The following is a 25,319-nucleotide window of genomic DNA, read 5'->3' on the forward strand; positions in this document are numbered from 1 at the left end:
GGAGAGGATAAACATCTTCAGGAGGCGACCGCCTCTCCCTCGCCTAAATCCAGCTGTCGGTTGGATGGCTGGACAAAGTAGGTTTTATCTTCCCAGCGTAAGCAGGTTAAATCCCCGCCCCAGCAGCATCCGGTATCCAGCGCATAGATATTTTCCGGGGTGCCTTTTCCTTCCAGTGATGCCCAGTGCCCAAATACCACGCTAAATTCGTTTGTCACGGGGCCCGGAATCGCAAACCATGGCTTAAGCGGCGCAGGGGCTTTTTCCGGCGTATCTTTGCAATACATATCCAGCTGCCCGTTCGGGAAGCAGTAGCGCATCCGCGTAAAAGCATTGGTGATAAAACGTAGCCGCGCCAGGCCGCTGAGGTCATCACTCCAGTTATTCGGCATGTCGCCGTACATCGCATCGAGGAAGAACGGGTAGGAGTCGCTCGCCAGCACCGCTTCGGCGTCGCGCGCGCAGGTTTTTGCCGTCTCAAGATCCCACTGAGGCGTGATGCCGGCATGAGCCATCACCAGCTTTTTCTCTTCGTCAATCTGTAGCAGTGGCTGGCGACGCAGCCAGTTGAGCAACTCATCGGCATCCGGTGCTTCCAGCAGGGGGGTAATGCGATCTTTCGGCTTATTACGGCTGATCCCGGCGTATACGGCCAGCAGATGCAGATCGTGGTTGCCCAGTACCAGCCGCACGCTGTCGCCCAGAGATTTGACGTAACGCAGGACGTCAAGGGAGCCAGGGCCGCGCGCCACTAAATCGCCTGTAAGCCAGAGCGTGTCCTGCCCGGGAGTAAAATCGACCTGTTTTAATAATGCGATCAGTTCATCGTAGCAACCGTGAACGTCGCCAATCAGATATGTAGACATTAGATTAATGAATAAGTGTAGGTACGGCGAGACGGAACACAGGAATAGCAATGCGGAAAGCATTACCGTCGGCATCGACCATTTCGTAATGGCCTTGCATGGTACCCAGTGGCGTTTCAATGACCGCACCGCTGGTGTACTGATACTCTTCGCCAGGGGCGATATGGGGTTGTTCGCCGACCACACCTTCACCCTGGACTTCAATTTCGCGGCCATTGCCGTTGGTGATAAGCCAGTAGCGCCCGAGCAGTTGCACAGGCATCCGCCCCAGATTGCGAATGGTTACGGTATAAGCAAAGACAAAACGTTCTTCATCCGGTGTGGATTGGGACTCAATGTAGACGCTTTGAACCTGAACACAGACGCGGGGCGAATCAATCATGGCTTAGCTCTCCTTCGGCGGCGCATTGTCGCTGATGTAATTAGCCAGCTTGCAGTAGTGCTCTACGGAAATATTTTCCGCACGCATTGCCGGGTCGATGCCCAACTCAGCTAACACGTCAACGGTAAACAGATTGCCAAGGCTGTTACGAATCGTTTTACGGCGCTGGTTAAAGGCTTCAGTCGTGATACGGCTCAGCACGCGCAGGTCTTTGACCGGATACGGCATCGTTTTATGTGGCACCAGGCGCACAACCGCAGAATCCACTTTTGGTGGTGGCGTGAACGCGGAAGGCGGCACTTCTAATACCGGGATCACGTTGCAGTAATATTGCGCCATCACGCTTAAACGACCATACGCTTTACTGTTCGGCCCTGCAACCAGACGGTTAACGACCTCTTTTTGCAACATGAAGTGCATGTCGGCAATGGCATCAGTATAGCTAAACAGATGGAACATCAGCGGGGTGGAGATGTTGTACGGCAGGTTACCGAACACGCGCAGCGGCTGTCCCATTTTTTCTGACAGTTCGCCAAAGTTCATGGTCATCGCATCCTGCTGATAAATCGTCAGCTTCGGCCCGAGGAAAGGGTGCGTTTGCAGACGCGCGGCCAGATCGCGGTCGAGTTCGATAACGGTCAGTTCGTCAAGGCGTTCGCCTACCGGCTCGGTCAGCGCGGCAAGACCCGGGCCGATTTCGACCATGGCCTGGCCTTTCTGCGGATTAATGGCAGAAACGATACTGTCGATCACAAACTGATCGTTGAGGAAGTTTTGCCCGAAGCGTTTACGGGCTAAGTGGCCCTGATGGACTCGATTAGTCATTGAGTATTAACAATCATTTTGATGGCGAGATTAAGCGCCGTGATAAAACTGCCGACATCCGCTTTTCCCTGGCCTGCCAGATCCAGCGCAGTACCGTGGTCAACGGACGTTCGAATAAAGGGTAAGCCGAGGGTGATATTCACCCCGCGACCAAATCCCTGGTATTTTAGCACGGGCAGACCCTGATCGTGGTACATCGCGAGTACGGCATCGGCTTTATCCAGGTATTTGGGCTGGAAAAGGGTGTCGGCAGGCAGTGGCCCGCTGAGGTTCATCCCCTTCGCCCGCATCTCCTCAAGCACCGGAATGATGGTGTCGATCTCTTCAGTGCCCATATGTCCGCCCTCACCCGCGTGCGGATTCAGGCCGCAAACCAGCACATGCGGCTGCGGAATACCGAATTTGGTTTGCAGATCGTGATGCAAAATGCCAATGATCTCACGCAGGAGTTCAGGCGTAATGGCATCCGGAATGGCTTTGATCGGCAGGTGCGTTGTTACCAGCGCAACGCGCATTGCTTCGGTTGCCAGCATCATCACCACTTTCGGGCTGTGCGAACGCTCTTCGAAAAATTCGGTATGCCCGGTAAACGGAATGCCCGCGTCGTTGATTACGCCTTTATGCACCGGACCGGTGATCAGGGCTGCAAATTCGCCCTGAAGGCAACCGTCACAGGCGCGCGCCAGCGTCTCGACAACGTAGTGGCCGTTTTCGATGTGTAACTCACCGGGGACAACAGGTGCACGGAGCGGAACTGAAAGCAGGGTGAGAGTACCAGCCTGCTGCGGTGCGGGCTGTTGGCCTTCAACGTAAGGGAGGAGCGTTAAAGGCAGACCGAGCAAGGCTGCCCGGTCTTGTAACAGTGTTGCATCTGCGCAAACAACCAACTCTACCGGCCAGCTGCGCTGGGCGAGCTGAACCACAAGGTCAGGCCCAATCCCGGCGGGTTCGCCGGGAGTGATCACAACACGATGCGGTTTCATTAGTTGCTCAACACTTTCACGTAAGCGCTGGCGCGTTGTTCCTGCATCCAGGTTGCGGCTTCTTCAGAGAACTTACGGTTAAACAGCATCCGATACGCACGATCTTTCTGCGCCGCGTCGGTTTTATCCACGTTGCGCGTGTCCATCAGCTGGATCAGATGCCAGCCGAAGGAGGAGTGCACTGGCGCGCTCATCTGACCCTTATTCAGCTTCATTAACGCATCGCGGAAAGCTGGATCGTAAATATCCGCTGCCGCCCAACCCAGGTCACCGCCCTGGTTTGCAGAGCCAGGATCCTGAGAGAACTCTTTTGCCGCTTTATCGAAGGTGGTTTTACCGCTCTTGATGTCTGCGGCGATCTGTTCCAGCTTCGCACGGGCCTGATCGTCAGTCATGATCGGAGACGGTTTGAGCAGGATATGGCGCGCATGCACTTCGGTAACCGAAATGTTCTGGCTCTGACCGCGCAGGTCGTTCACTTTCAGAATGTGGAAGCCCACACCGGAACGGATTGGACCGACGATGTCGCCTTTCTTCGCCGTGCTCAGCGCCTGGGCAAACAGGGATGGCAGCTCCTGAATACGGCCCCAGCCCATCTGGCCGCCTTTCAGCGCCTGCTGGTCAGCAGAGTAGGTGATCGCCAGTTTGCCGAAGTCATCGCCATTACGCGCCTGCTCAACGATAGCGCGCGCCTGACTTTCCGCCTCAGCCGCCTGATCGGAGGTTGGGTTTTCCGGCAGTGGGATCAGGATGTGGCTCAGGTTAAGTTCAGTGCTGGCATCATTCTGATTACCCACCTGTTTCGCCAGGGCATCCACTTCCTGAGGCAGGATGGTGACGCGGCGACGGACTTCATTGTTACGCACTTCTGAAATCAGCATCTCTTTACGGATCTGATTACGGTAGGTGGCATAGCTGATGCCGTCATAGGCCAGGCGGCTACGCATCTGGTCCGGGGTAATGTTGTTCTGCTTTGCAATGTTAGCGATCGCCTGATCGAGCTGCTCGTCAGAGATCTTCACACCCATTTTCTGGCCCATTTGCAGGACAATCTGATCCATGATCAGACGTTCCAGGATCTGGTGGCGCAGCGTAGCGTCATCCGGAAGTTGTTGACCTGCCTGGCCCGAGTTGAGCTTTACAGATTTCATCAAACCGTCAACGTCACTTTCAAGCACGACGCCGTTGTTAACCACAGCCGCGACTTTATCGACAACCTGTGGGGCCGCGAAGCTGGTATTCGCAACCATAGCGACACCGAGTAGCAGCGTTTTCCAGTTCTTCATACTTTTTCCATTTCAATTAACCGCAAAGCGGATTACGTTGTAAATCAAGCACATTACAATGAACTACGATACGGCAGAATGTTCGAGCGCAGCATCTGCTGCGTGCCCAGACCGTAGTTAGAGCTCAGGCCGCGCAACTCGATATTAAAGCCAATCACGTTATCGTATTTGCCCTGACTGTTTTGCGTATCCCAGCCGTTAAGTTTGCGTTCGTAACCGACACGTATTGCGTAACAGCAGGAGTTATATTGCAGACCCAGCATCTGGTCAGCAGGTTTTTGGGCATTCGTGTCATAGTAGTAGGCTCCGACGACTGACCAACGATCGGCGATAGGCCAGCTCGCGGCGGTACCCACCTGTGAAATACCGTCTTTGTATTGGTCTGTATTCGCATAGTTTGGCAATGTCGCCTGGATATACTCCGGGCTGGCGTAACGGTACGTCAACTGCAACATGCGATCTTCATCACGACGATATTCGATGGCAGCGCTGCCCGTCGCGATATTGTCCAGTCGTGTATCGTACTGAACACCACCGCGCAGACCCCAACGATCCGTCATACGCCAGTAGGTGTCGCCCGCCCATACCAGTGAGCCCGTTTTGTTGTCTTTCTCCCAGTTAATGTCGTCATCACCGGTACGAGACTCGGTGAAATAGTAGATTTGACCAACAGAAACGTTAAAACGTTCAACGGCAGCATCATCATAAACGCGCGTTGTGACGCCGGTCGTTAACTGGTTAGCAGACGCAATACGGTCAAGGCCGCCGTAGGTACGATCCCGGAACAGGCCGCTGTAGTCTGATTGCAGGAAGGACGAATCGTAGTTTTGAATTTTGCTCTGATCGCGATAAGGCACGTACAGATACTGCATACGTGGCTCAAGCGTCTGGGTGTATCCATCCGCGAGAAGAGCCATGTCACGTTCGAAAATCAGCTTCCCGTCCATTTTGAATTGCGGAAGCGTACGGTTTACCGACTCTTCAAGATCGGTGCCATAGCGTTTGTTATACCATTCCAGATTTTTCTGCTGATAGTGGGTGGCCATCAGCTTGGCTTCGGTATTCAGGCTTGCCCAGTCGTTTGACCACGGCAGATTGATCGTCGGCTCGATATGCAGACGCGTTGATTCCGGCATATCCGAGTTGGTGTTGACGAAATGGACCGCCTGAGCGTAAACGTGCGTGTCGAAAGGACCCACATCGTTCTGGTACCAGTTCACGTCCAGCTGCGGCTCTGCACCATAGGTACTACGCGATTGCGTATCAAATACCTGGAACTGCTTGGTCGACACCGTCGCGTCAAAATTCTCAATGGCGTAGCCCACGCTGAATTTCTGCGTGGCGTAACCGTCGGTACTGGACCCGTATTTAGAGTCGAAGTCGTTGAAGTAATACGGATCGCTGACTTTGGTGTAGTCGATGTTGAAGCGCCACACCTGATCCAATACCCCGGCGTGCTTCCAGTAGTACATCCAGCGGTGCTTATCACCTTCGCTCGGATGTTCGTCCTGGAACACCTTATCTGATGGCAGATAATCAAACTCCATCAGGCCCGCGCCCGCTTTGGTCAGATAGCGGAATTCGTTCTCCCACATGATGTTACCGCGCTTATGGATGTAGTGCGGCGTGATCGTGGCGTCCATGTTGGGCGCAATGTTCCAGTAGTACGGCAGGTAGAACTCAAAGTAGTTCGACGTGCTGTACTTGGCGTTCGGGATCAGGAAGCCTGAACGACGTTTGTCACCCACAGGCAGTTGCAGGTAAGGACTATAGAAAATGGGCACCGGGCCGAGTTTAAAACGGGCGTTCCAGATCTCTGCAACCTGTTCTTCACGGTCGTGGATCACTTCGCTGCCCACAACGCTCCAGGTATTTGACCCTGGCAAACAGGACGTAAACGAGCCGTTTTCGAGAATGGTGTAGCGGTTCTCGCCGCGCTGCTTCATCAGGTCTGCGGTACCGCGCCCCTGACGACCGACCATCTGATAATCACCTTCCCAGACGTTGGTGTCTTTGGTATTCAGATTCGACCAGGCTTTCGGACCTTTCAGGATGACCTGATTGTCGTCATAGTGCACATTACCCAGCGCATCCACCGTACGGACAGGCGCCTGAGCACCTTCCGGCTGCTTCTGGTGCAATTGCACTTCGTCAGCCAGCAGACGGCTGTTTCCCTGGTTAATATCGACATTGCCCGTAAAGGTTGCATTGTCAGGATAATTACCTTTTGCGCTGTCGGCATTAATGGTGACGGGTAAGTCATTCGTATCGCCTTTCACCAGTGGGCGATTGTAACTTGGGACGCCAAGCATACACTGCGAGGCGAGATCGGCTGCGAGCCCCTGTTGGCTGTACAGGGCGGTGCCAATCATTGTGGCCAGAAGGGTGGGGATACGTTTTTTCATACGTTGTATTTTATTGTTCCGTCATCAGTGGCTACGGCTTACAAACGCTCAGAGACTATCTTACTCATCAGCGCAGTACCAGCGTTAATCCTGCCCGTTTGCGCGCCAGAGTGTTAGGCTCGCTATCGAATGACGAGTATGATAATGCAAATTATAGGCGATGTCCCTCAATTGACCGTGGCGCGACCACTGTAATGATGGCGTTGCGTCGGCCAGGAACATGACCATTCGGGGAGTATATGCAGTATTGGGGTAAAATAATCGGCGTTGCGTTCGCAATTATTATGGGTGCCGGATTCTGGGGTGTTGTTCTTGGCCTCATTATCGGCCATATGTTTGATAAAGCACGCAGCCGCAAAATGGCCTGGTTTGCCAACCAGCGCGAGCGCCAGTCACTCTTTTTCTCCACCACCTTCGAGGTGATGGGGCACTTAACCAAATCAAAAGGGCGCGTAACGGAAGCCGATATTCAGGTTGCCAGCGTCTTTATGGATCGCATGAATCTGCACGGCGAATCCCGCGTCGCGGCGCAGAATGCATTCCGGATTGGTAAAGCGGATAACTACCCGCTGCGTGAAAAAATGCGGCAGTTCCGTAGCATCTGCTTCGGGCGCTTTGATTTAATTCGGATGTTTCTGGAAATTCAAATCCAGGCCGCCTTCGCGGATGGCTCTCTGCATCCGAATGAACGGGACGTCCTGTATGTGATTGCTGAAGAGCTGGGCATTTCCCGCATGCAGTTCGATCAGTTCCTGCGCATGATGCAGGGCGGCGCGCACTTTGGCGGCGGTTATCAACAGCAATCGTCCGGTGGCGGGTGGCAGCAGGCGCAGCGTGGCCCTACGCTTGAAGATGCCTGTAATGTCCTCGGCGTGAAGCCCTCTGACGATGTCACGACCATCAAACGCGCCTATCGTAAGCTGATGAGCGAGCACCATCCGGATAAGCTGGTGGCGAAAGGCCTGCCGCCTGAGATGATGGAGATGGCGAAACAGAAAGCGCAGGAAATCCAGAAAGCCTACGAGCTGATTAAAGAGCAGAAAGGTTTTAAATAAAAAAATGGCCCGACAGTGTCGGGCCATTTTTTCAGAAGTCCACCGGGGCTTTGAACGTCATGGCGTTGCAGAAAGCAGGGTGGGTGATGGTGAGCGTCTGCGCATGCAGTTGCAGGCGCGGCGCTAACGCCAGCGCTTCCGGCGGCGCATAGAATCTGTCACCCAGAATCGGGTGACCCATCGCAAGCATATGCACACGCAGCTGATGGGAGCGCCCGGTAATCGGCTTCAGCAGGACGCGCGCGGTATTATCCGGCGCGTACTCCAGCACTTCATACTCGGTCTGCGCAGCCTTGCCGGTTTCATAACACACCTTCTGCTTTGGCCGGTTCGGCCAGTCGCAAATCAGCGGTAAATCCACCAGCCCTTCCGCCTGCGCCGGATGGCCCCACACGCGGGCGACATACTGCTTCTTCGGCTCGCGCTCGCGGAACTGACGCTTCAGCTCACGTTCTGCCGCCTTATTAAGAGCCACCACAATCACGCCGCTGGTCGCCATATCCAGACGATGGACAGACTCGGCCTGGGGATAATCGCGCTGGATACGCGTCATCACGCTGTCTTTATGCTCTTCCAGACGCCCCGGCACGGACAACAGGCCGCTCGGCTTGTTAACCACCATAATGTGTTCGTCCTGATACAGAATGACCAGCCACGGATCCATCGGGGGATTGTAGGGCTCCATTACCATTTTGCGCTCCGCTTACTGATGCGTCACAACGATAAGACGCAGGGCGTCGAGACGCCATCCGGCCTGATTCAGACTTTCCAGCACCTGCTGGCGGTTGCTCTCAATTGCGGCCAGCTCATCGTCACGAATGTTCGGGTTCACCGCTTTCAACGCTTCCAGACGCGACAGCTCGGCAGAAAGCTTCTCATCGGCTTCGCTGCGCGCCGCATCAATCAGCACTCTGGCCGCTTTTTCGGCCTGGGTTTCACCCAGTTGCAGAATGGCATGCACGTCCTGTTGCACCGCATTCACCAGCTTGCTGCCGGTATGGCGGTTCACCGCGCTCAACTGACGGTTGAAGCTTTCAAACTCCACCTGGCCGGCCAGATTCGTACCGTTTTTATCCAGCAGCAGACGCACCGGCGTTGGCGGGAGGAAGCGGTTAAGCTGAAGCTGTTTCGGCGCCTGCGCTTCCACAACGTAGATCAGCTCCACCAGCAGCGTGCCCACAGGCAAGGCTTTGTTCTTCAACAGGGAAATGGTGCTGCTGCCGGTATCGCCGGAGAGGATCAGATCCAGACCGTTGCGGATCAGCGGGTGCTCCCAGGTAATGAACTGTGCGTCTTCGCGGGACAGCGCCACATCACGCTCAAAGGTGATTGTGCAGCCGTCTTCCGGCAGGCCCGGGAAATCCGGCACCAGCATATGATCGGACGGGGTCAGCACGATCATGTTCTCGCCGCGATCGTCCTGGTTTATACCGACGATGTCGAACAGATTCATGGAGAAGCTGATCAGGCTGGTGTCGTCGTCCTGCTCTTCAATGCTTTCGGCCAGCTGCTGCGCTTTTTCACCGCCGTTGGAGTGGATCTCCAGCAGGCGATCGCGACCCTGCTCCAGCTGCGCTTTCAGTGCGTCGTGCTTCTCACGGCAGGATTTGATCAGCTCATCAAAGCCCTCACTATTTTCAGGCGCGGCCAGGTAACCGATCAGATCGCCATGGACCTGATCGTAAATGGTGCGGCCGGTCGGGCAGGTGTGTTCAAACGCGTCCAGCCCTTCGTGGTACCAGCGCACCAGCACCGACTGGGCGGTTTTCTCCAGATACGGCACGTGGATCTGAATATCGTGCGCCTGCCCGATACGATCCAGACGGCCGATACGCTGCTCCAGCAGATCCGGGTTAAACGGCAGATCGAACATCACCAGATTGCTGGCGAACTGGAAGTTACGGCCTTCAGAACCGATTTCAGAGCACAGCAGAACCTGCGCGCCGCTGTCCTCTTCACCAAACCAGGCTGCTGCACGATCGCGCTCAACTATGGACATGCCTTCGTGGAACACGGCGGCGCGAATGCCTTCGCGCTCACGCAGAACCTGCTCCAGCTGCAATGCGGTAGCGGCTTTGGCGCAGATCACCAGCACTTTCTGGGAACGGTGAGCGGTGAGGTAGCCCATCAACCACTCCACGCGCGGATCGAAATTCCACCAGGTGCCGGTGTCGCCTTCGAATTCCTGATAAATCTGCTCCGGGTAGAGCATGTCGCGCGCGCGATCTTCCGCAGATTTACGGGTACCCATAATGCCGGAGACTTTAATCGCCGTCTGGTACTGGGTCGGCAGCGGCAGTTTGATGGTGTGCAGCTCGCGTTTCGGGAAGCCTTTCACGCCGTTACGGGTGTTACGGAACAGCACGCGGCTGGTACCGTGGCGATCCATCAGCATGTCGATCAGCTCTTTACGCGCGGATCCCGCATTATCGCTGTCGCTGTTCGCGGCCTGAAGCAGCGGCTCAATATCCTGCTCGCCAATCAGATCGCTGAGAGTGTTAAGCTCATCATTAGAGAGACGATTACCGGCCAGCAGCAGCGCGACGGCGTCCGCCACCGGGCGGTAGTTTTTCTGCTCTTCAACAAACTGCTCAAAATCGTGGAAACGGTTGGGATCGAGCAGACGTAGACGGGCGAAGTGGCTCTCAAGACCCAGCTGCTCCGGCGTGGCGGTCAGGAGCAGAACGCCCGGTACGCGCTCGGCAAGCTGCTCAATCGCCATGTATTCACGGCTTGGCGCGTCTTCGCTCCAGACGAGGTGATGCGCTTCGTCGACGACCATCAGATCCCATTCAGCGTCGCACAGATGCTCCAGGCGCTGCTTGCTGCGGCGCACGAAGTCCAGGGAACAAATGACCAGCTGTTCGGTTTCAAACGGGTTGTCCGCGTCGTGCTGGGCTTCGGCATAGCGCTCATCGTCGAACAGGGAGAAGCGCAGGTTAAAGCGGCGCAGCATTTCAACCAGCCACTGGTGTTGCAGCGTTTCCGGCACCACAATCAGCACGCGCTCGGCAGCGCCAGAGAGCAGCTGCTGGTGCAGGATCATGCCTGCTTCGATGGTTTTACCCAGGCCCACTTCGTCAGCCAGCAGCACGCGAGGCGCATGGCGACGGCCCACGTCATGGGCGATATTCAGCTGATGGGGAATAAGGCTGGTACGCTGACCGCGCAGGCCGCTCCACGGCATGCGGTACTGCTCACTCTGGAACTTACGTGCGCGGTAGCGCAGGGAGAAGCGATCCATTCGGTCGATTTGCCCGGCAAACAGACGGTCCTGCGGCTTGCTGAACACCAGTTTGCTGTCGAGCAGCACTTCACGCAGGATGACATTTGTCTCGTCGGTATCAAGACGCGTTCCGATGTAGGCGAGCAGTCCATTCTCTTCTTTTACGTCTTCAACCTTCAGTTGCCAGCCGTCATGGCTGGTCACGGTATCACCCGGATTGAACATTACGCGGGTAACAGGGGAGTCATTGCGAGCGTACAGGCGGTTTTCACCGGTAGCAGGGAAAAGGAGGGTAACCATGCGCGCATCGACGGCAACGACGGTTCCTAATCCAAGTTCGCTTTCTGTATCGCTGATCCAGCGTTGACCAAGTGTAAAAGGCATAGTTGTTCGGCTCTAATCTTTAATTGCAGGCAATAGTTCGACCCCGTCAAAAAAGACGGTCATCGAAAAATGGGTCCGGGAATGGAAAGGGCGCTATGGTACTGGATGGCAACGGTTTCGTCACGCGTCAAAATAGCCCAAGTTGTCCTGTCACTAGTGTAGCAAAGTCGTCGTTGATGAACGGTAAAATTCCCTCCGCAACAGGCTGAAGCTGGCGGGTCAGGTAGTGATCGTAATCGAGCGGAGACTGCTGGTAATCAACGGGTTCTGGTCCGTTCGTTGTCCAGACGTATTTGATCGTTCCCCGGTTCTGATACTGCGGCGCGCGGCCCCGGCGAACGTTCTCTTCATCCGCCAGCCGCGCCGCGCGGACGTGCGGAGGAACATTACGCTGGTACTCCGCCAGCGGGCGGCGCAGGCGCTTGCGATACACCAGCTGCGCGTCAAGTTCGCCCGCCATCAGGCTGGCTATCGTCTCGCGCACGTAGTCCTGATACGGCTCATTGCGGAACACCCGCAGATAAAGCGTTTGCTGAAACTGCTGTGCCAGCGGCGTCCAGTCGGTGCGCACTGTCTCCAGCCCTTTAAACACCATCCGCTGCTTGTCGCCTTCCTGAATCAGTCCGGCGTAGCGCTTCTTGCTGCCCTGGTCGGTTCCGCGAATGGTCGGCATTAAGAAGCGGGCAAAATGGGTTTCAAACTCCAGCTCTAACGCGCTGGTTAACCGCTCTTTTTGCAAATTTTCGCGCCACCAGGCGTTCACGAAGGCGACCAGTTCTTTGCCGATTTGCGCGGCGTCGTCTTCTGAATGGGCCGATTTCAGCCAGACAAAGGTGGAATCGGTGTCGCCATAAATAACGTCATAACCCCGGGATTCAATCAACGCTTTGGTCTGGCGCATAATGTCGTGCCCGCGCATGGTGATGGACGACGCCAGACGCGGATCAAAGAAGCGGCAGGCGCTGGTGCCCAGCACCCCGTAAAAGGCGTTCATAATGATTTTCAGCGCCTGTGAGAGCGGCTTGTTGCCGTGGCGTTTTGCCTCGTCGCGGCCGTGCCAGATGTTTCCCACGATCTCAGGCAGGCAGTGTTTTTCGCGCGAGAAGCGTGCCCCGAGAAAACCTTCAGTACTGTGCGCATCGTCTGGCTGCGCCATCCCCTCGACCAGCCCTACCGGATCAATCAGAAATGTGCGGATAATCGACGGGTACAGACTTTTATAATCCAGCACCAGCACCGAATCATACAGCCCGGGCCGTGAATCCATCACGTAACCGCCGGGACTGGCCTGCGGCGGCACGTCACCGAGGTTAGGGGCCACATAGCCCGCCCGATGCATCCGCGGGAAATAGAGGTGGCTGAAGGCCGCTACCGAGCCGCCGTGCCTGTCGACCGCGAGACCGTTTACCGTTGCGCGTTCCAGCAGGAAGGGCATGATCTCGGTTTTATGGAAAATCTGCGTTACCAGCTCACAGTCTTTCAGGTTATAAGTAGCGAGCGCCGGCTTATCCTCATTAAAGCGCCGGTCGATCTCGTCCATTCGGTCCCAGGGATTGTCGATGGATTTACCTTCACCGAGCAGCGCCTGGGCGACCGCTTCCAGCGAGAAGGAAGAGAAGTTCCAGAAGGCGGATTTCAGCGCCTCGATGCCGTCGATTATCAGGCGACCGTTAGCCTGTGCGAAGAATACGCCGTTCTTAAAACCGTGCTCTCGCCACTCCAGCTCCGTGTTTCCGCGCCCTAACGTCAGGGGAATGCGGTACCGCTCGGCATGTTTTTGCAACACGCGCAGGTCAAACTGCACCACGTTCCAGCCGATCAATACATCCGGGTCGTGCTCGGCAAACCACTGGTTAAGCTTCTCCAGCAGCAGTGGTCGGCTGGTAACGTATTCCAGATGAAAATCCAGCGCGGACGCATCGCCGTTCGGGGGCCCGAGCATATAGACAACCCGCTGCCCGCAGCCTTCAAGGCCGATGCAGTAAAGCTCGCCGTGACGGGTGGTTTCGATATCCAGCGAGACCCACTTCAGCGGCGGGCGATAGTGCGGGTTAGGCTTCAGGCGCGCGTTCACGAGACAACCGTTCTGCTCAGCGCCGTCCACCCAGACGGGGGCGGTGATAAACCGCTCCATCAGAAAACGTTCCGGCGGGCGAATGTCCGCTTCATAGAGCGTCACGCCCGCTTCGCGGAGCAATTTTTCATAGCGCATCAGCTGGCGATGGGCGCGACAGTAGAGGCCATAAACCGGCTGGCGGTGGAAGTCTTTTAGCTCAAGAGGCGTGAGGCGCCAGCCGTTTTCACCGCGCAGCAGCTGCTTTACCTTCTCGACGTGGTGTTCAGGGATAAACGCCACGGACTCCTGAGGCGGCAGGGTAACGTGCAGCGGGCCGTTATCCGTCGCCAGCCAGAACGCAACCTCGGTGCCCTGAGGGGTATCCCGCCAGTGTCGGGTCAGTAAAAAGCCTTCTTGCGCCTGTGCCACGCCGCTATCCCACAAAACAAAACCAGGCCTGATTATAGCCTGGTTGAGGGGTGTTTGCTGGGGTTTTATACAGTGCCTGTTTTGCCGGATGGCGCTACGCTTATCCGGCCAACAGGATCCGTAGGCCCGATAAGCGCAGCGCCACCGGACAATGTTTTACTGCCCGTAGTACGCCTTCGCGCCGTGCTTGCGCAGATAATGCTTATCGAGCAGGGTTTGCTGCATATCCGGCAACTGCGGTGCCAGCTGGCGGCAGAAGATCCCCATGTAGGCGACTTCCTCCAGCACGATCGCGTTGTGCACCGCGTCCTCCGCGTTTTTACCCCAGGCAAACGGACCGTGGGAGTGCACCAGCACGCCGGGCATTTGCGCCGCGTCGATACCCTGTTTTTCGAAGGTTTCGACGATCACGTTCCCGGTTTCCCATTCGTACTCACCGCCGATCTCCGCATCGGTCATCAGACGCGTGCAGGGAATGGTGCCGTAAAAGTAGTCCGCGTGGGTGGTGCCGGTGGCCGGAATTGGCTGGCCCGCCTGCGCCCAGATGGTCGCGTGACGCGAATGGGTATGCACAATCCCACCGATGGTCGGGAAGGCCTGATACAGCAGGCGGTGAGTGGGTGTATCGGAGGAGGGCTTTTTATTGCCTTCAACCACTTCACCCGTTTCGATGCTGACCACCACCATATCTTCCGCGGTCATCACCGTGTAATCCACGCCCGAAGGCTTGATCACGAACACGCCTTTTTCCCGGTCAACGGCGCTGACGTTGCCCCAAGTCAGGGTCACCAGGTTATGTTTTGGCAGCGCCAGGTTGGCTTCGAGTACCTGACGTTTGAGATCTTCTAACATTGTCGTCTCCTGCCGGATGGCGCTGCGCTTATCCGGCCTACAGAACCGTAGGCCCGGTAAACGAAGTGCCACCGGGCATTCAGGGCTTAGCGTTTTGAACCGTAATAGACTTCGTTCCAGCGCAGCGCGTCTTTAAAGGCTGGCAGACGGGTGTCGTTATCAATCACGGTCAGTTCGATGTCGTGCAGCTCGGCAAACTGACGCATATCGTTCAGGTCAAGCGCGTGGCTGAAGACGGTGTGGTGCGCGCCGCCGGCCAGGATCCAGGCTTCCGACGCGGTTGGCAGGTCAGGTTGCGCTTTCCACAGGGCGTTCGCGACCGGCAGTTTCGGCAGAGAATGCGGAGTTTCCACAGCATCGACGCAGTTCACCAGCAGGCGGAAACGGTCGCCGAGGTCGATCAGGCTGGCGTTAATGGCCGGGCCGGTACGGGTGTTGAAGATCAGACGGGCCGGATCCGCTTTGCCGCCAATGCCGAGGTACTGCACATCGAGGATCGGTTTCTCTTCAACGGCGATAGAGGGACACACTTCCAGCATGTGCGAGCCGAGCACCAGATCGTTGCCGTTCTCGAAGTGGTAGGTGTAGTCTTCCATAAAAGAGGTGCCGCCCTGCAGACCGGTTGACATCACCTTCATGATGCGAAGCAGAGCGGCAGTTTTCCAGTCGCCTTCGCCCGCAAAACCGTAGCCCTGCTGCATCAGACGTTGTACCGCCAGACCCGGGAGCTGTTTCAGGCCGTGGAGATCTTCAAAGGTGGTGGTGAAGGCATGGAAGCCGCCCTGTTCCAGGAAGCGCTTCATGCCCAGTTCAATGCGTGCGGCATCCAGCACGTTCTGGCGCTTGTCGCCGTTGACCTGTGCCGCAGGCGTCAGGCGGTAGCTGCTTTCGTACTCGTCCACCAGCGCGTTAACGTCGCCATCGCTGATGTCATTCACCACCTGCACCAGGTCGCCCACTGCCCAGGTATTCACGGAGAAGCCGAACTTGATCTGCGCGGCCACTTTGTCGCCGTCGGTTACGGCAACTTCACGCATGTTGTCGCCGAAACGCACCACTTTAAGGTGACGGGTATCCTGCTTAGAGACCGCCTGACGCATCCAGGAGCCAATGCGTTTTTGTGCCTGGCCGTCCTGCCAGTGGCCGGTCACCACGGCATGTTGTTGACGCATACGTGCGCCGATGAAGCCGAACTCGCGACCGCCGTGCGCGGTCTGATTCAGGTTCATGAAGTCCATGTCGATGCTGTCCCACGGCAGGGAGGCGTTGAACTGAGTGTGGAATTGCAGCAGCGGTTTGTTGAGGATAGCCAGGCCGTTGATCCACATTTTGGCTGGCGAGAAGGTGTGCAGCCACACCACCAGGCCAGCGCATTTGTCATCGTAATTGGCATCGCGGCAGATGTTAGTGATTTCGTCCGGCGTAGTACCCAGCGGCTTCAGCACCAGTTTGCACGGCAGTTTGGCTTCCGCGTTCAGCGCATTCACAACGTGCTCCGCGTGTTTCGTCACCTGCTGCAACGCTTCCGGTCCGTATAAATGCTGGCTGCCAATCACAAACCACACTTCATAATTATTAAAAATGGTCATTATCGTGTCCTTAATGTGTCAGGGTTGCCGTAGTGTCCGCGGTACTTTTGGCCGGGGCGGCGACAGGGAGATAGTGAAGTTCGGCGCTTTTTGCCCATTGCTGGTAGCGCTGATAAAGCTGTTCAAAGCGTTGTGCCTGCTGTGCCTGCTGTGCCTGCGGCTGGAGCGTACTTTCGACGGCGCTCGCCATATGCTGTTGCGCGGTCGGGATATCCGCATGGACGCCTGCGGCCACGGCAGCGAAAATCGCTGCGCCCAGCGCACAGCACTGATCGGAGGCCACAATTTGCAGCGGACGGTTGAGCACGTCGCAGCAGGCCTGCATGATCACCGGGTTTTTACGGGCGATACCGCCCAAAGCCATCACGTTGTTCACGTCAATGCCCTGCCCGGTGAAGCACTCCATGATGGCGCGCGCGCCGAACGCGGTGGCGGCGATCAGGCCGCCAAACAGCGCGGGCGCGTCGGTCGCCAGGTTGAGATCGGTAATCACCCCTTTCAGACGCTGGTTGGCAAACGGCGTACGACGGCCGTTGAACCAGTCCAGCACCACCGGCAGGTGATCGAGAGACGGATTTTTTGCCCAGGCTTCGGTGAGCTGCGGCAGGAGCTGTTTTTTGCTCGCGGTAATCTGGGTTTTCAGTTCAGGATGCGCGGCCGCCAGCTGATCCAGCGGCCAGCCGAGCACCCGGCCAAACCAGGCGTAGATATCGCCAAACGCGGACTGACCCGCTTCGAGGCCGATAAAATCGGGCACCACGCTGCCGTCAACCTGACCGCAGATACCCTTCACCGCGCGGTCGCCAACGGTCGTTTTATCCGCCGTCAGAATGTCGCAGGTGGAGGTGCCAATCACTTTCACCAGCGTGTTAGGCTGCGCACCCGCGCCCACGGCGCCCATATGGCAGTCGAACGCGCCGCCGGAAATGGTCACGTTTTGCGGCAGACCGAGGCGTTTCGCCCACTCTTCGCAGAGCATGCCGACCGGAATATCGGCGGTGAAGGTGTCGGTAAACAGCGGGTATGTCAGGTTTTTGTTGATGATCGGGTCGAGTTCATCGAAGAACGCTGCCGGAGGCAGACCACCCCAGCTTTCATGCCACAGCGATTTATGCCCGGCGCTGCAACGGCCACGGCGAATAGCCTGCGGGCGAGTGGTGCCGGAAAGCAGGGCGGGAACCCAGTCGCACAGCTCAATCCATGACGCCGCTGCCTGTGCGACCGACGCGTCCGCGCGGGTAACGTGCAGGATTTTTGCCCAGAACCATTCGCTGGAGTAGATCCCGCCGATGTAGCGCGAGTAGTCGGTTTTGCCCGGCTGGTGGCATAAGCGGGTGATGGCTTCCGCCTCTTCCACGGCGGTATGGTCTTTCCACAGCACAAACATGGCGTTCGGGTTATCGGCAAACTCCGGGCGAAGCGCCAGTACGCGGCCTTCTGCATCAACCGGGGCCGGCGTTGAACCGGTACTGTCGACGCCAATCCCCACGACGTCGGCCCGCTGGGCGTCCGTCAGCTCCGCCAGCACGGTTTTGATCGCCGCTTCCATTGATTCAATGTAATCACGCGGGTGGTGGCGGAACTGGTTGTTCGGCGCATCGCAGTAGCGCCCCTCTTGCCAGCGCGGATACCACTCAACGCTGGTTGCTATCTCCCGGCCAGTCGTACAGTCCACTGCCAGCGCGCGAACTGAGTCGCTGCCAAAATCGAGGCCAATTGCAATTGCCATGGTGTTGCTCCATCCAAAACAGGTATGGAAGAACATTAGAGACTGGGGACAAAGATCGTCAGGCAGGATCCGCTAATCTTATGGACTAAATTGCTGTTACGATTGAAAGTGTGACGCCGTGCAAATATTCAATGTGGACATTTCTGCCGTACTTATAGACACTTTTGTTACTGCTTATCCGCCCGTGCTGGCGGAGAAATCAGGGGAAAAGGCTGAAACATGGCGGACGTAAAAGAGGCGTGATGCTTTTTGGATCTTTTCGCGGGCCATTTTTATACTGCTTTTATCGATATGGACAATTGGTTTCCTTCAGGACCCTTGGGAGAACTGAATCTATGGCCGAAACGCAAAACGATCCCCTGCTGCCGGGATACTCATTTAACGCCCATCTGGTGGCGGGGCTGACGCCCATTGAGGCCGAGGGGTATCTCGATTTCTACGTCGATCGACCGCTCGGAATGAAAGGGTATATTCTGAACCTGACCGTTCGCGGGGAAGGGGTGATTAAAAACGGCGATCGGCAGTTTATCTGCCGCCCTGGTGATATGCTGCTGTTCCCGCCGGGGGAGATCCACCACTACGGACGCCACCCGGATGCCAAAGAGTGGTATCACCAGTGGGTCTATTTCCGTCCGCGCGCCTACTGGCAGGAGTGGCTCTCGTGGCCGGCCATTTTCGCCCATACCGGTTTATATCGCCCGGATGAGGCGCATCTGGCGCAGTTCCGTGAGCTGTTTGCACAGATTATTGAGGCAGGGCAGGCGGGAGGGCGCTACGCCGAACTGCTGGCCATCAACCTGCTTGAACAGGTGCTGCTGCGCCGCATGGAGGCCATCAACGAGTCGCTTAATCCGCCGCTGGACAACCGCGTCCGCGACGCCTGCCAGTACATCAGCGACCACCTTGCCGACAGCCAGTTTGATATTGCCAGCGTCGCCCAGCATGTGTGCCTGTCGCCGTCACGGCTGTCGCATCTGTTCCGCCAGCAGCTTGGCGTGAGCGTACTCAGCTGGCGCGAGGATCAGCGCATCAGCCAGGCGAAACTGCTGCTCAGCACCACCCGAATGCCTATCGCCACCGTCGGGCGTAACGTCGGCTTTGAAGATCAGCTCTATTTCTCTCGCGTGTTTAAGAAGTGCACCGGTGCCAGCCCGAGCGAATTCCGTGCGGGATGTGAATAATCGGTAAACATTCAGGTGAACTTCAGGCGCATCTTGTAAACTATTCAGACAATTGATGCCTTGACGCGGTGCAGGGCGCTAAGCAGAATCGCTGATTCGTTTTCTGACCGGAATAGTTATGCAGGCATTGCTGGAACATTTTATTACCCAGTCCGTTATGTATTCGCTCATCGCAGTGGCGCTGGTGGCGTTTCTGGAGTCGCTGGCGCTGGTCGGGCTGATCCTGCCCGGCACCGTGATGATGGCGGGGCTTGGGGCGCTTATCGGCAGCGGTGAGGTCAATTTCTGGCAGGCGTGGATGGCCGGTATTATCGGCTGTTTGCTGGGGGACTGGATCTCCTTCTGGCTGGGCTGGCGCTTTAAGAAGCCGCTACACCGCTGGTCGTTCATGAAAAAAAACAAAGCGCTGCTGGATAAAACCGAGCATGCGCTGCACCAGCACAGCATGTTCACCATCCTCGTGGGGCGCTTCGTTGGGCCAACGCGTCCACTGGTGCCGATGGTGGCCGGGATGCTGGATCTGCCCGTCGCGAAGTTTGTGGTGCCGAATATCATCGGCTGCGTCTTCTGGCCGCCGTTCTACTTCCTGCCGGGTATCCTGGCGGGCGCGGCGATTGATATTCCTGACGGTATGCAAAGCGGTGAGTTTAAATGGCTGCTGCTGGGTACGGCGGTGCTGCTGTGGCTGGCGGTTTGGCTCTGCTGGCGCCTGTGGCGCAGCGCGAAAGCGAGCGTCGATCGCCTGACCCGCTATCTCCCGCGCACGCGCCTGCTCTGGCTGGCCCCACTTACGCTCGGCGTGGCGGTGGTAGCGCTGGTGGCGCTGATCCGCCACCCGCTGATGCCGGTGTACGGCGAGATCCTGTTGAAGGTGGTGAGCCGTTAAGGTGTTTTCCCTCTCCCCGTGGGAGAGGGCCAGGGTGAGGGCATCAGACCGCACGAATGCCCAACAATGAAGATGCCCCTGCGTTACCACTCAGAAGTTCTTCTGTTTCTCCATCCCACAAAATACGTCCCTCCGCGATCACCACCGATCGCGGCGCGATGCGTGCGGCATCTTCAATGCTGTGCGAAACCATCAGCATCGTCAGTTGTTCGCGCTCGCACACCTCCTCAACCAGCGAGAGCATCTCCTGGCGCAGGGCCGGGTCGAGCGCCGAAAAGGGTTCGTCGAGCAGCAGCAGCGGCTGCTTGCGCACCAGACAGCGTGCCAGCGCCACGCGCTGGCGCTGGCCGCCGGAAAGCTCCCCCGGAAGTCTGTTGATAAACGCAGACAGGCCCATTTGTTCGGCGATCGCCTCCAGCGTCTGACGCTGCGCAGTACTGAGCTTTAACCCCGGATCCATACCCAGCGCGATGTTCTGCCAGACCGTAAGATGATTGAACAGATTGTTTTCTTGAAACAGCATCGACACCGGGCGCTTAGCCGGCGGAGCGTAGGTAAACTCGCCGTTATCAATGACGATCGACCCGCTGGCAGGCTGCAAAAAACCGGCAATCAGATTGAGCAGGGTACTTTTTCCGGCCCCGCTGGGGCCAAGCACTGCGATTCGCTCTCCCTGACGCACGGAGAGGGTAAAACGCATTGGCAGGTGCTCATAAAGCCAGGTTACATCAGTCAGTTTTAACATCACGCCCCGGAAGTTTTTCGATAACGGTAAATAACGCAAAGCACAGCAGCAACAGGAGCAGCGCCGTGACGGCGCCGTCCTGGCTACGATAGGAGCCGATTTGCTGATAAAGCCAGAACGGCAGCGTGCGGAAATCCTCGTTGCCGAAGAGCGCCACTACGCCAAAATCGCCAATCGACAGCACGCAGGCAAACGCCAGCGCCTGGGCGAGCGGGCGTTTCAGTGCGCGCAATTCTACCACCTTCAGACGCTGCCAGCCCTGCATGCCCAGCGACTGACACAGCAAGCTGTAGCGGCTGTTGACGTCGCGCATCGGGTTTTCCAGTACCTTGAGCGCGTAAGGGATGGCCATCAGTGCGTTGGTAAAAATGACGATGCCGTCGGCGCTTTCCGGCAGGCCGATGGTGCTGTTGAACAGTAAAAAGAATCCGGTCGCCAGCACAATGCCCGGCATCGCCAGGATCAGCATACCCGTCAGTTCCAGCGCGTGTCCGGCTTTACGGGCATGACGCGCGTACAGCTCGCGGCTGCTCCAGAGCAGCATCATGGTCAGGATCACGCACAGTAGCCCGGCTGCCAGCGCAATGCGCAAGGAGGTCCACGTCGCTTGCCACAGGACAGGTTGTTGCAGTACCGACAACACATTGCGATTCAGTCCATCAACGATAACGGCCAGCAGCGGGGGCAGCAAAAGCAGGAGTGCCAGTGCGATCAGCATAAAATCCGCGACGCGGCTATACAGGCTGTCCTGCGGATCGCGCCAGCCTGTCATGTTATTGCTTCCTGCGGGGATCGTTTTGCTTAGCCTCTGGCTGAGTAACACCAGTGCCAGACAGCATACCATCTGCACGATCGCCAGCAGCGCGGCGCGGCCCGGATCGTAGTCGTAACTTAAAGCCTGATAGATCGCCAGCTCAATGGTGGTGGCCTGCGGCCCGCCGCCGAGAGAAAGTACGGTCGCGAAGCTGGCAAAGCAGAGCATAAAGATTAGCGCGGCAACCGGGGCAATCTGGCGTCGCAGCCACGGCCATTCGACAAAGCGGAAGAACGACCAGCCGCGCATGCCAAGCTGGGCGGCAATCTGACGCTGCTCACCGGGAATGTTTTCCAGCGCCTGTAAAAAGAGGCGCGTGGCCATCGGCATATTGAAAAAAATATGCGCCAGCAGAATGCCTTTCAGGCCGTATGGCGAGAAGGTCCATTCCAGACCAAGCAGGTTGAAAAGGAATGCCAGCCATCCCTGCCGACCATAGACGCTCAGAATGCCGAACACCGCCACCAGCACGGGCAGGATCAGCGTCATCGCGCACAGCCGCAGCAGGGCAAGCCTGCCGGGGAAACGTCTGCGATAGAGGGCGCGCGCGAGGAAAATGGCCGGGAGCGTCGACAGCAGCGCGGAGAGAAACGCCTGCCAGAAGGAGAAACGGATGACGTGCCAGAGATAGCTGTCGTGCCAGAGGGCAAGCAGATCGCTCTCTGGCGCGTTAAACCACAGCGCAAGGAATGCACCCAGGCTGACGACCACCATCAGTATAGCGGCGAGCAGCCCGGGAACTAACCAGCCGGGGATCAGCGGCTGACGGCGCGTTGCCATTCACTTATCCATGCGGCGCGCTGGGTGGCAACCTGCTGCGGCGTAAATTCCAGGGAGGTTTGCGGTTTGTTCAGCTGCTCAAAACCTGCCGGCAGCGCAACATCAGTGACCGGGTACATCCAGTTTCCTGTCGGAATAGCATTCTGGAATGCCGGTGAAACCATAAACTTCAGGAATTTCTCGGCGAGCTCCGGCTGTTTGCTCGCGGCGGTGCGGGCGGCCACTTCCACCTGCAAATAATGTCCTTCAGCAAAGTTCGCGGCGGCGTAGTTGTCTTTCTTCTCGGCGATAATGTGGTAGGCCGGAGAAGTCGTGTAGCTCAGCACAAGGTCGCTTTCGCCTTTCAGGAACAGGCCGTAGGCTTCGCTCCAGCCTTTGGTGACGGTAACGGTTTTCGCAGCCAGTTTCTGCCACGCCTCAGGCGTTTTGTCGCCATAGACTTTCTGCATCCACAACAGCAGCCCCAGACCCGGCGTGCTGGTGCGCGGATCTTCATAAATCACGCGCCACTTCTGATCGCTTTCGACCAGCTCTTTCAGGCTTTTGGGCGGATTCTTCAGCTTGTTTTTATCGTAGACAAACGCAAAGTAACCGTAATCAAAGGGAACGAAGGTGTCGTTTTTCCAGCCGCCCGGCACGTTGACGGCATCTGCCGCCACGCCGCTTTTGGCGAACAGTCTGGTTTGAGTGGCGGCTTGCAGCAGGTTGTTATCCAGCCCGAGCACCACGTCGGCTTTGCTGTTTTTGCCTTCCATACGCAGCCGGTTAAGCAGAGAGACACCATCTTCCAGTGCCACGAATTTCAGCTCGCAGTTGCAGTCGGCTTCAAAGGCTTTTTTCACCGCCGGGCCGGGGCCCCAGTCGGCGGAGAAGGAGTCGTAGGTGTAGACCGTCAGGACAGGCTTAGCAAAAACAGGCAGCGCAAACAGCGCCAGCAGAGGAAGAACGTTTTTTAACACTTTGCACCTCAGGGTTGAGTGGCAAAGGATTTTGAGAGACAGCCTCAAATCCCTTCGCCGGCGTTATCCGGATCAGGTTCGACGGGTATTATCTCAGCGCACATCAGTGATGCAGCACCCCGTTGAGAACGGCGCTATTGTAATGATTTGGTGAATATTACGAAAGCGTTATGGCTCCGGCGGCGCAAACCACGCGGATTTAAAATCAAACCAGCCCAGGGTATTCATTCGCAGGCCGCGCATGCTGCGCTGACCCTGGATCAGCAGCCAGTGGTGAATCAACGGTACGATCGTCTGCCCGGCCAGGAGCTCCTGACACCAGGCGGCCAGATCCATTTCTCCTGCCCGCCACCGTGCGGCGTCCCGCTGCCAGTCCCGATTGATACAGTGCTGAATCAGGGGCACTTCATACAGGTGAGAGAAGAGCGAAAAATCAAGCGGCAGCGTGAAGTTCGCACTGTTGAGCCAGATATCGCTGATAACATCTCCACGGTGCCATTCATCATAGTCCACTTCCTGTATCGCCAGCGTCACGCCCTCGGCTGCCAGCAGCTTACTCATGATCCTTGCGATAAACCGGTGCTCAATGTGATCGCGATAGTAGCTGAGGGTGATGGTCTCCAGTCCGGCAGGTTTTTCACTGCGTACTGGCTGCGCATGGTGCCAGCGCGGAAGCAGGCCATAGGCCGGGAACCACCAGGTCTGGTATTGCTCCTCTGCGTGATAAATCAGGTTAGCGGGCGCCAGAACATGGCTGATCCACCTGCGTACGTCGTGATTCGCCCCGCGATGGCTGCGGCTATCGAAGAGCAGGTAGTAGCAGCCCTCCTCCAGGCGGCTTTCGAACGCCTTTTCACCGGCTGTTGGCCCTTCCAGCGTCAGGCCTGCGCTCAGCTCTTCGTTGAGATCCGGCAGTACCCAGACGTTGACTTCGTCGATCAGTGCCCTATAGCCAAAGTAATCATCAAAGGCGCGGATCTTCAGCTGATTACTGTTGTTCCGTGAAACGGAGTAGGGGCCCGTACCAATCGGCTGGCTGGAAAAATTGTTCAGGGATCGCCACTCGGCAGGCAGGATCATCGAGGGCACGTAGCCCAGAAGCCACGGAAGCCATTTGTCCGGATGCGATAGCTCAATATCCAGGGTCCAGGCCGTGGGGGAGTGGATCCGCGCGATATGCGAATAGAGCGGCAGCGTGCGGGCGCGCTCTAAGGAATCGATAACGTCGCGCATCTCCAGCTCGCGTCCATGGTGGAAATGAATGCCGGGACGTAAAAAGAAGCGCCAGTGCAACGGAGACACCTGTTGCCAGTGATGGGCAATATCCGCTTCCAGTTCCCCGTTTTCCTCATTTATCCGCGTCAGACCGCTAAAAATCTGCCGGGCCATGTGGGTTTCAGAGCGACGTAACGCCGTACCGGGCAACAGATTTTTCATTGGGCGATAGTAAAGCACTCGCAGAATGTGGCGTCCCTGACGAAAGCTGCGTCCCAGATGCGAGACCAGCATCTGGCGCACGGCGGCTTTGTCGCCCACCAGCTGGACCAGCTGATCGATGCGGTCCTGCTCCAGCAGATCCTCTGCCCGCTGTTGCTGTAGCGCCAGGCCGGTATAAAGGAAAGTCAGGCGCGAGCGCTTGCCGCGTCCGGCTTCAGCCTCCCAGTTTAGCCAGCCCTGCTGCTGCATGGTGTTGAGGAGGGTACGCATATGACGCCGGGAGCAGTTGAGGAGCTCGGCCAGCTCGTTCAGCGTGGTCTCCTGCGATTGCCCCTCGCAGCACTGCCAGAGGCGGATAAATTGTTGTTGCAGACGACCAGAAGGCATAAAAGAGGAACTCCTGACAAAAAATCAGCAATTTATTAATCCCTATATTAAGCCAATAATCCT

The 25,319-nt window shown here is 57.1% G+C and carries 19 protein-coding genes and 1 riboswitch; of the genes, 3 read left to right on the plus strand and 16 right to left on the minus strand.

Annotated elements, in window-relative coordinates; all coding sequences use genetic code 11:
- Positions 1-17: 17 nt before the first annotated feature.
- The 6 genes from apaH to lptD are packed head-to-tail and all read right to left on the minus strand — an operon-like array spanning position 18 to position 6,747.
- Positions 18-866, minus strand: a complete 849-nt coding sequence (gene apaH / locus ACOT0L_RS05125; RefSeq protein WP_126502825.1) for a bis(5'-nucleosyl)-tetraphosphatase (symmetrical) ApaH — start codon at positions 864-866, stop codon at positions 18-20.
- A 4-nt stretch (positions 867-870) separates the two neighbouring features.
- On the minus strand, positions 871-1,248 hold the full coding sequence (gene apaG, locus ACOT0L_RS05130) for a Co2+/Mg2+ efflux protein ApaG (protein WP_003856425.1): 378 nt from the start codon (positions 1,246-1,248) through the stop codon (positions 871-873).
- 3 nt (positions 1,249-1,251) lie between these two features.
- The gene (gene rsmA / locus ACOT0L_RS05135) at positions 1,252-2,073 is read right to left on the minus strand and encodes a 16S rRNA (adenine(1518)-N(6)/adenine(1519)-N(6))-dimethyltransferase RsmA (RefSeq protein ID WP_022647018.1); all 822 of its coding nucleotides are present in this window, start codon (positions 2,071-2,073) and stop codon (positions 1,252-1,254) included.
- On the minus strand, positions 2,070-3,056 hold the full coding sequence (gene pdxA, locus ACOT0L_RS05140; protein WP_022647019.1) for a 4-hydroxythreonine-4-phosphate dehydrogenase PdxA: 987 nt from the start codon (positions 3,054-3,056) through the stop codon (positions 2,070-2,072). The genes rsmA and pdxA overlap by 4 nt, the downstream gene beginning before the upstream one ends.
- Positions 3,056-4,342 carry a peptidylprolyl isomerase SurA gene (surA, locus tag ACOT0L_RS05145; protein ID WP_003856417.1) on the minus strand — a complete coding sequence of 429 codons (1,287 nt, stop codon included), beginning with the start codon at positions 4,340-4,342 and terminating at the stop codon, positions 3,056-3,058. The genes pdxA and surA overlap by 1 nt, the downstream gene beginning before the upstream one ends.
- 53 nt (positions 4,343-4,395) lie before the next feature.
- A complete protein-coding gene (gene lptD / locus ACOT0L_RS05150) occupies positions 4,396-6,747 on the minus strand; it encodes an LPS assembly protein LptD (RefSeq protein ID WP_126502824.1) in 2,352 nt (783 codons plus the stop codon).
- 239 nt (positions 6,748-6,986) lie between these two features.
- Between lptD and djlA the strand changes: the two genes are divergently transcribed.
- A complete protein-coding gene (djlA, locus tag ACOT0L_RS05155; RefSeq protein ID WP_023299305.1) occupies positions 6,987-7,802 on the plus strand; it encodes a co-chaperone DjlA in 816 nt (271 codons plus the stop codon).
- A gap of 31 nt (positions 7,803-7,833) precedes the next feature.
- Here djlA and rluA read toward each other — a convergent pair whose 3' ends face one another.
- The 6 genes from rluA to araB form a co-directional block, all read right to left on the minus strand.
- Positions 7,834-8,493: a bifunctional tRNA pseudouridine(32) synthase/23S rRNA pseudouridine(746) synthase RluA gene (gene rluA, locus ACOT0L_RS05160; protein ID WP_058677767.1), complete on the minus strand. Its 660-nt coding sequence runs from the start codon at positions 8,491-8,493 to the stop codon at positions 7,834-7,836.
- 12 nt (positions 8,494-8,505) lie between these two features.
- Positions 8,506-11,412: an RNA polymerase-associated protein RapA gene (gene rapA, locus ACOT0L_RS05165; protein ID WP_023299306.1), complete on the minus strand. Its 2,907-nt coding sequence runs from the start codon at positions 11,410-11,412 to the stop codon at positions 8,506-8,508.
- Between the two features lie 127 nt (positions 11,413-11,539).
- The gene (polB, locus tag ACOT0L_RS05170) at positions 11,540-13,897 is read right to left on the minus strand and encodes a DNA polymerase II (RefSeq protein ID WP_126502823.1); all 2,358 of its coding nucleotides are present in this window, start codon (positions 13,895-13,897) and stop codon (positions 11,540-11,542) included.
- A 156-nt stretch (positions 13,898-14,053) separates the two neighbouring features.
- Positions 14,054-14,749 (minus strand): L-ribulose-5-phosphate 4-epimerase, encoded by a 696-nt coding sequence (araD, locus tag ACOT0L_RS05175; RefSeq protein WP_023295910.1) that lies wholly within the window; start codon positions 14,747-14,749, stop codon positions 14,054-14,056.
- Between the two features lie 86 nt (positions 14,750-14,835).
- Complete coding sequence (gene araA, locus ACOT0L_RS05180) at positions 14,836-16,338, minus strand: L-arabinose isomerase (protein WP_015572656.1); 1,503 nt, start codon at positions 16,336-16,338, stop codon at positions 14,836-14,838.
- A 10-nt stretch (positions 16,339-16,348) separates the two neighbouring features.
- Positions 16,349-18,067: a ribulokinase gene (gene araB, locus ACOT0L_RS05185; RefSeq protein WP_126502822.1), complete on the minus strand. Its 1,719-nt coding sequence runs from the start codon at positions 18,065-18,067 to the stop codon at positions 16,349-16,351.
- A gap of 335 nt (positions 18,068-18,402) precedes the next feature.
- Here araB and araC point away from each other — a divergent pair, with 335 nt between their 5' ends.
- Together araC and ACOT0L_RS05195 are read left to right on the plus strand one after the other, a co-directional pair.
- Complete coding sequence (gene araC / locus ACOT0L_RS05190) at positions 18,403-19,248, plus strand: arabinose operon transcriptional regulator AraC (protein WP_126502821.1); 846 nt, start codon at positions 18,403-18,405, stop codon at positions 19,246-19,248.
- 118 nt (positions 19,249-19,366) lie between these two features.
- Positions 19,367-20,134 carry a DedA family protein gene (locus ACOT0L_RS05195; protein ID WP_017383796.1) on the plus strand — a complete coding sequence of 256 codons (768 nt, stop codon included), beginning with the start codon at positions 19,367-19,369 and terminating at the stop codon, positions 20,132-20,134.
- A 43-nt stretch (positions 20,135-20,177) separates the two neighbouring features.
- Here the strand turns inward: ACOT0L_RS05195 and thiQ are convergent, their stop codons facing one another.
- The 4 genes from thiQ to sgrR form a co-directional block, all read right to left on the minus strand.
- On the minus strand, positions 20,178-20,879 hold the full coding sequence (gene thiQ, locus ACOT0L_RS05200; protein WP_126502820.1) for a thiamine ABC transporter ATP-binding protein ThiQ: 702 nt from the start codon (positions 20,877-20,879) through the stop codon (positions 20,178-20,180).
- Positions 20,863-22,473, minus strand: coding sequence for a thiamine/thiamine pyrophosphate ABC transporter permease ThiP (gene thiP / locus ACOT0L_RS05205; RefSeq protein ID WP_022647028.1), 1,611 nt, complete (start codon positions 22,471-22,473; stop codon positions 20,863-20,865). Before thiP ends, thiQ begins: the two co-directional genes overlap by 17 nt.
- On the minus strand, positions 22,449-23,432 hold the full coding sequence (gene thiB, locus ACOT0L_RS05210; RefSeq protein ID WP_022647029.1) for a thiamine ABC transporter substrate binding subunit: 984 nt from the start codon (positions 23,430-23,432) through the stop codon (positions 22,449-22,451). The genes thiP and thiB overlap by 25 nt, the downstream gene beginning before the upstream one ends.
- Positions 23,433-23,463: 31 nt before the next feature.
- A riboswitch (TPP riboswitch) is annotated at positions 23,464-23,564 on the minus strand.
- A gap of 36 nt (positions 23,565-23,600) precedes the next feature.
- Positions 23,601-25,256: an HTH-type transcriptional regulator SgrR gene (gene sgrR / locus ACOT0L_RS05215; protein ID WP_023299314.1), complete on the minus strand. Its 1,656-nt coding sequence runs from the start codon at positions 25,254-25,256 to the stop codon at positions 23,601-23,603.
- Between the last annotated feature and the right edge of the window lie 63 nt (positions 25,257-25,319).

This window comes from Enterobacter cloacae complex sp. XAL002 (assembly GCF_049236805.1).
Classification (GTDB): Bacteria; Pseudomonadota; Gammaproteobacteria; order Enterobacterales; family Enterobacteriaceae; genus Enterobacter; species Enterobacter intestinihominis.

Coding starts and splice junctions, on each gene's coding strand:
- apaH (WP_126502825.1), bottom strand. CDS start 866: ATGTCTACATATCTGATTGGCGACGTTCACGGTTGCTACGATGAACTG.
- apaG (WP_003856425.1), bottom strand. CDS start 1,248: ATGATTGATTCGCCCCGCGTCTGTGTTCAGGTTCAAAGCGTCTACATT.
- rsmA (WP_022647018.1), bottom strand. CDS start 2,073: ATGACTAATCGAGTCCATCAGGGCCACTTAGCCCGTAAACGCTTCGGG.
- pdxA (WP_022647019.1), bottom strand. CDS start 3,056: ATGAAACCGCATCGTGTTGTGATCACTCCCGGCGAACCCGCCGGGATT.
- surA (WP_003856417.1), bottom strand. CDS start 4,342: ATGAAGAACTGGAAAACGCTGCTACTCGGTGTCGCTATGGTTGCGAAT.
- lptD (WP_126502824.1), bottom strand. CDS start 6,747: ATGAAAAAACGTATCCCCACCCTTCTGGCCACAATGATTGGCACCGCC.
- djlA (WP_023299305.1), top strand. CDS start 6,987: ATGCAGTATTGGGGTAAAATAATCGGCGTTGCGTTCGCAATTATTATG.
- rluA (WP_058677767.1), bottom strand. CDS start 8,493: ATGGTAATGGAGCCCTACAATCCCCCGATGGATCCGTGGCTGGTCATT.
- rapA (WP_023299306.1), bottom strand. CDS start 11,412: ATGCCTTTTACACTTGGTCAACGCTGGATCAGCGATACAGAAAGCGAA.
- araD (WP_023295910.1), bottom strand. CDS start 14,749: ATGTTAGAAGATCTCAAACGTCAGGTACTCGAAGCCAACCTGGCGCTG.
- araA (WP_015572656.1), bottom strand. CDS start 16,338: ATGACCATTTTTAATAATTATGAAGTGTGGTTTGTGATTGGCAGCCAG.
- araB (WP_126502822.1), bottom strand. CDS start 18,067: ATGGCAATTGCAATTGGCCTCGATTTTGGCAGCGACTCAGTTCGCGCG.
- araC (WP_126502821.1), top strand. CDS start 18,403: ATGGCCGAAACGCAAAACGATCCCCTGCTGCCGGGATACTCATTTAAC.
- ACOT0L_RS05195 (WP_017383796.1), top strand. CDS start 19,367: ATGCAGGCATTGCTGGAACATTTTATTACCCAGTCCGTTATGTATTCG.
- thiQ (WP_126502820.1), bottom strand. CDS start 20,879: ATGTTAAAACTGACTGATGTAACCTGGCTTTATGAGCACCTGCCAATG.
- thiP (WP_022647028.1), bottom strand. CDS start 22,473: ATGGCAACGCGCCGTCAGCCGCTGATCCCCGGCTGGTTAGTTCCCGGG.
- sgrR (WP_023299314.1), bottom strand. CDS start 25,256: ATGCCTTCTGGTCGTCTGCAACAACAATTTATCCGCCTCTGGCAGTGC.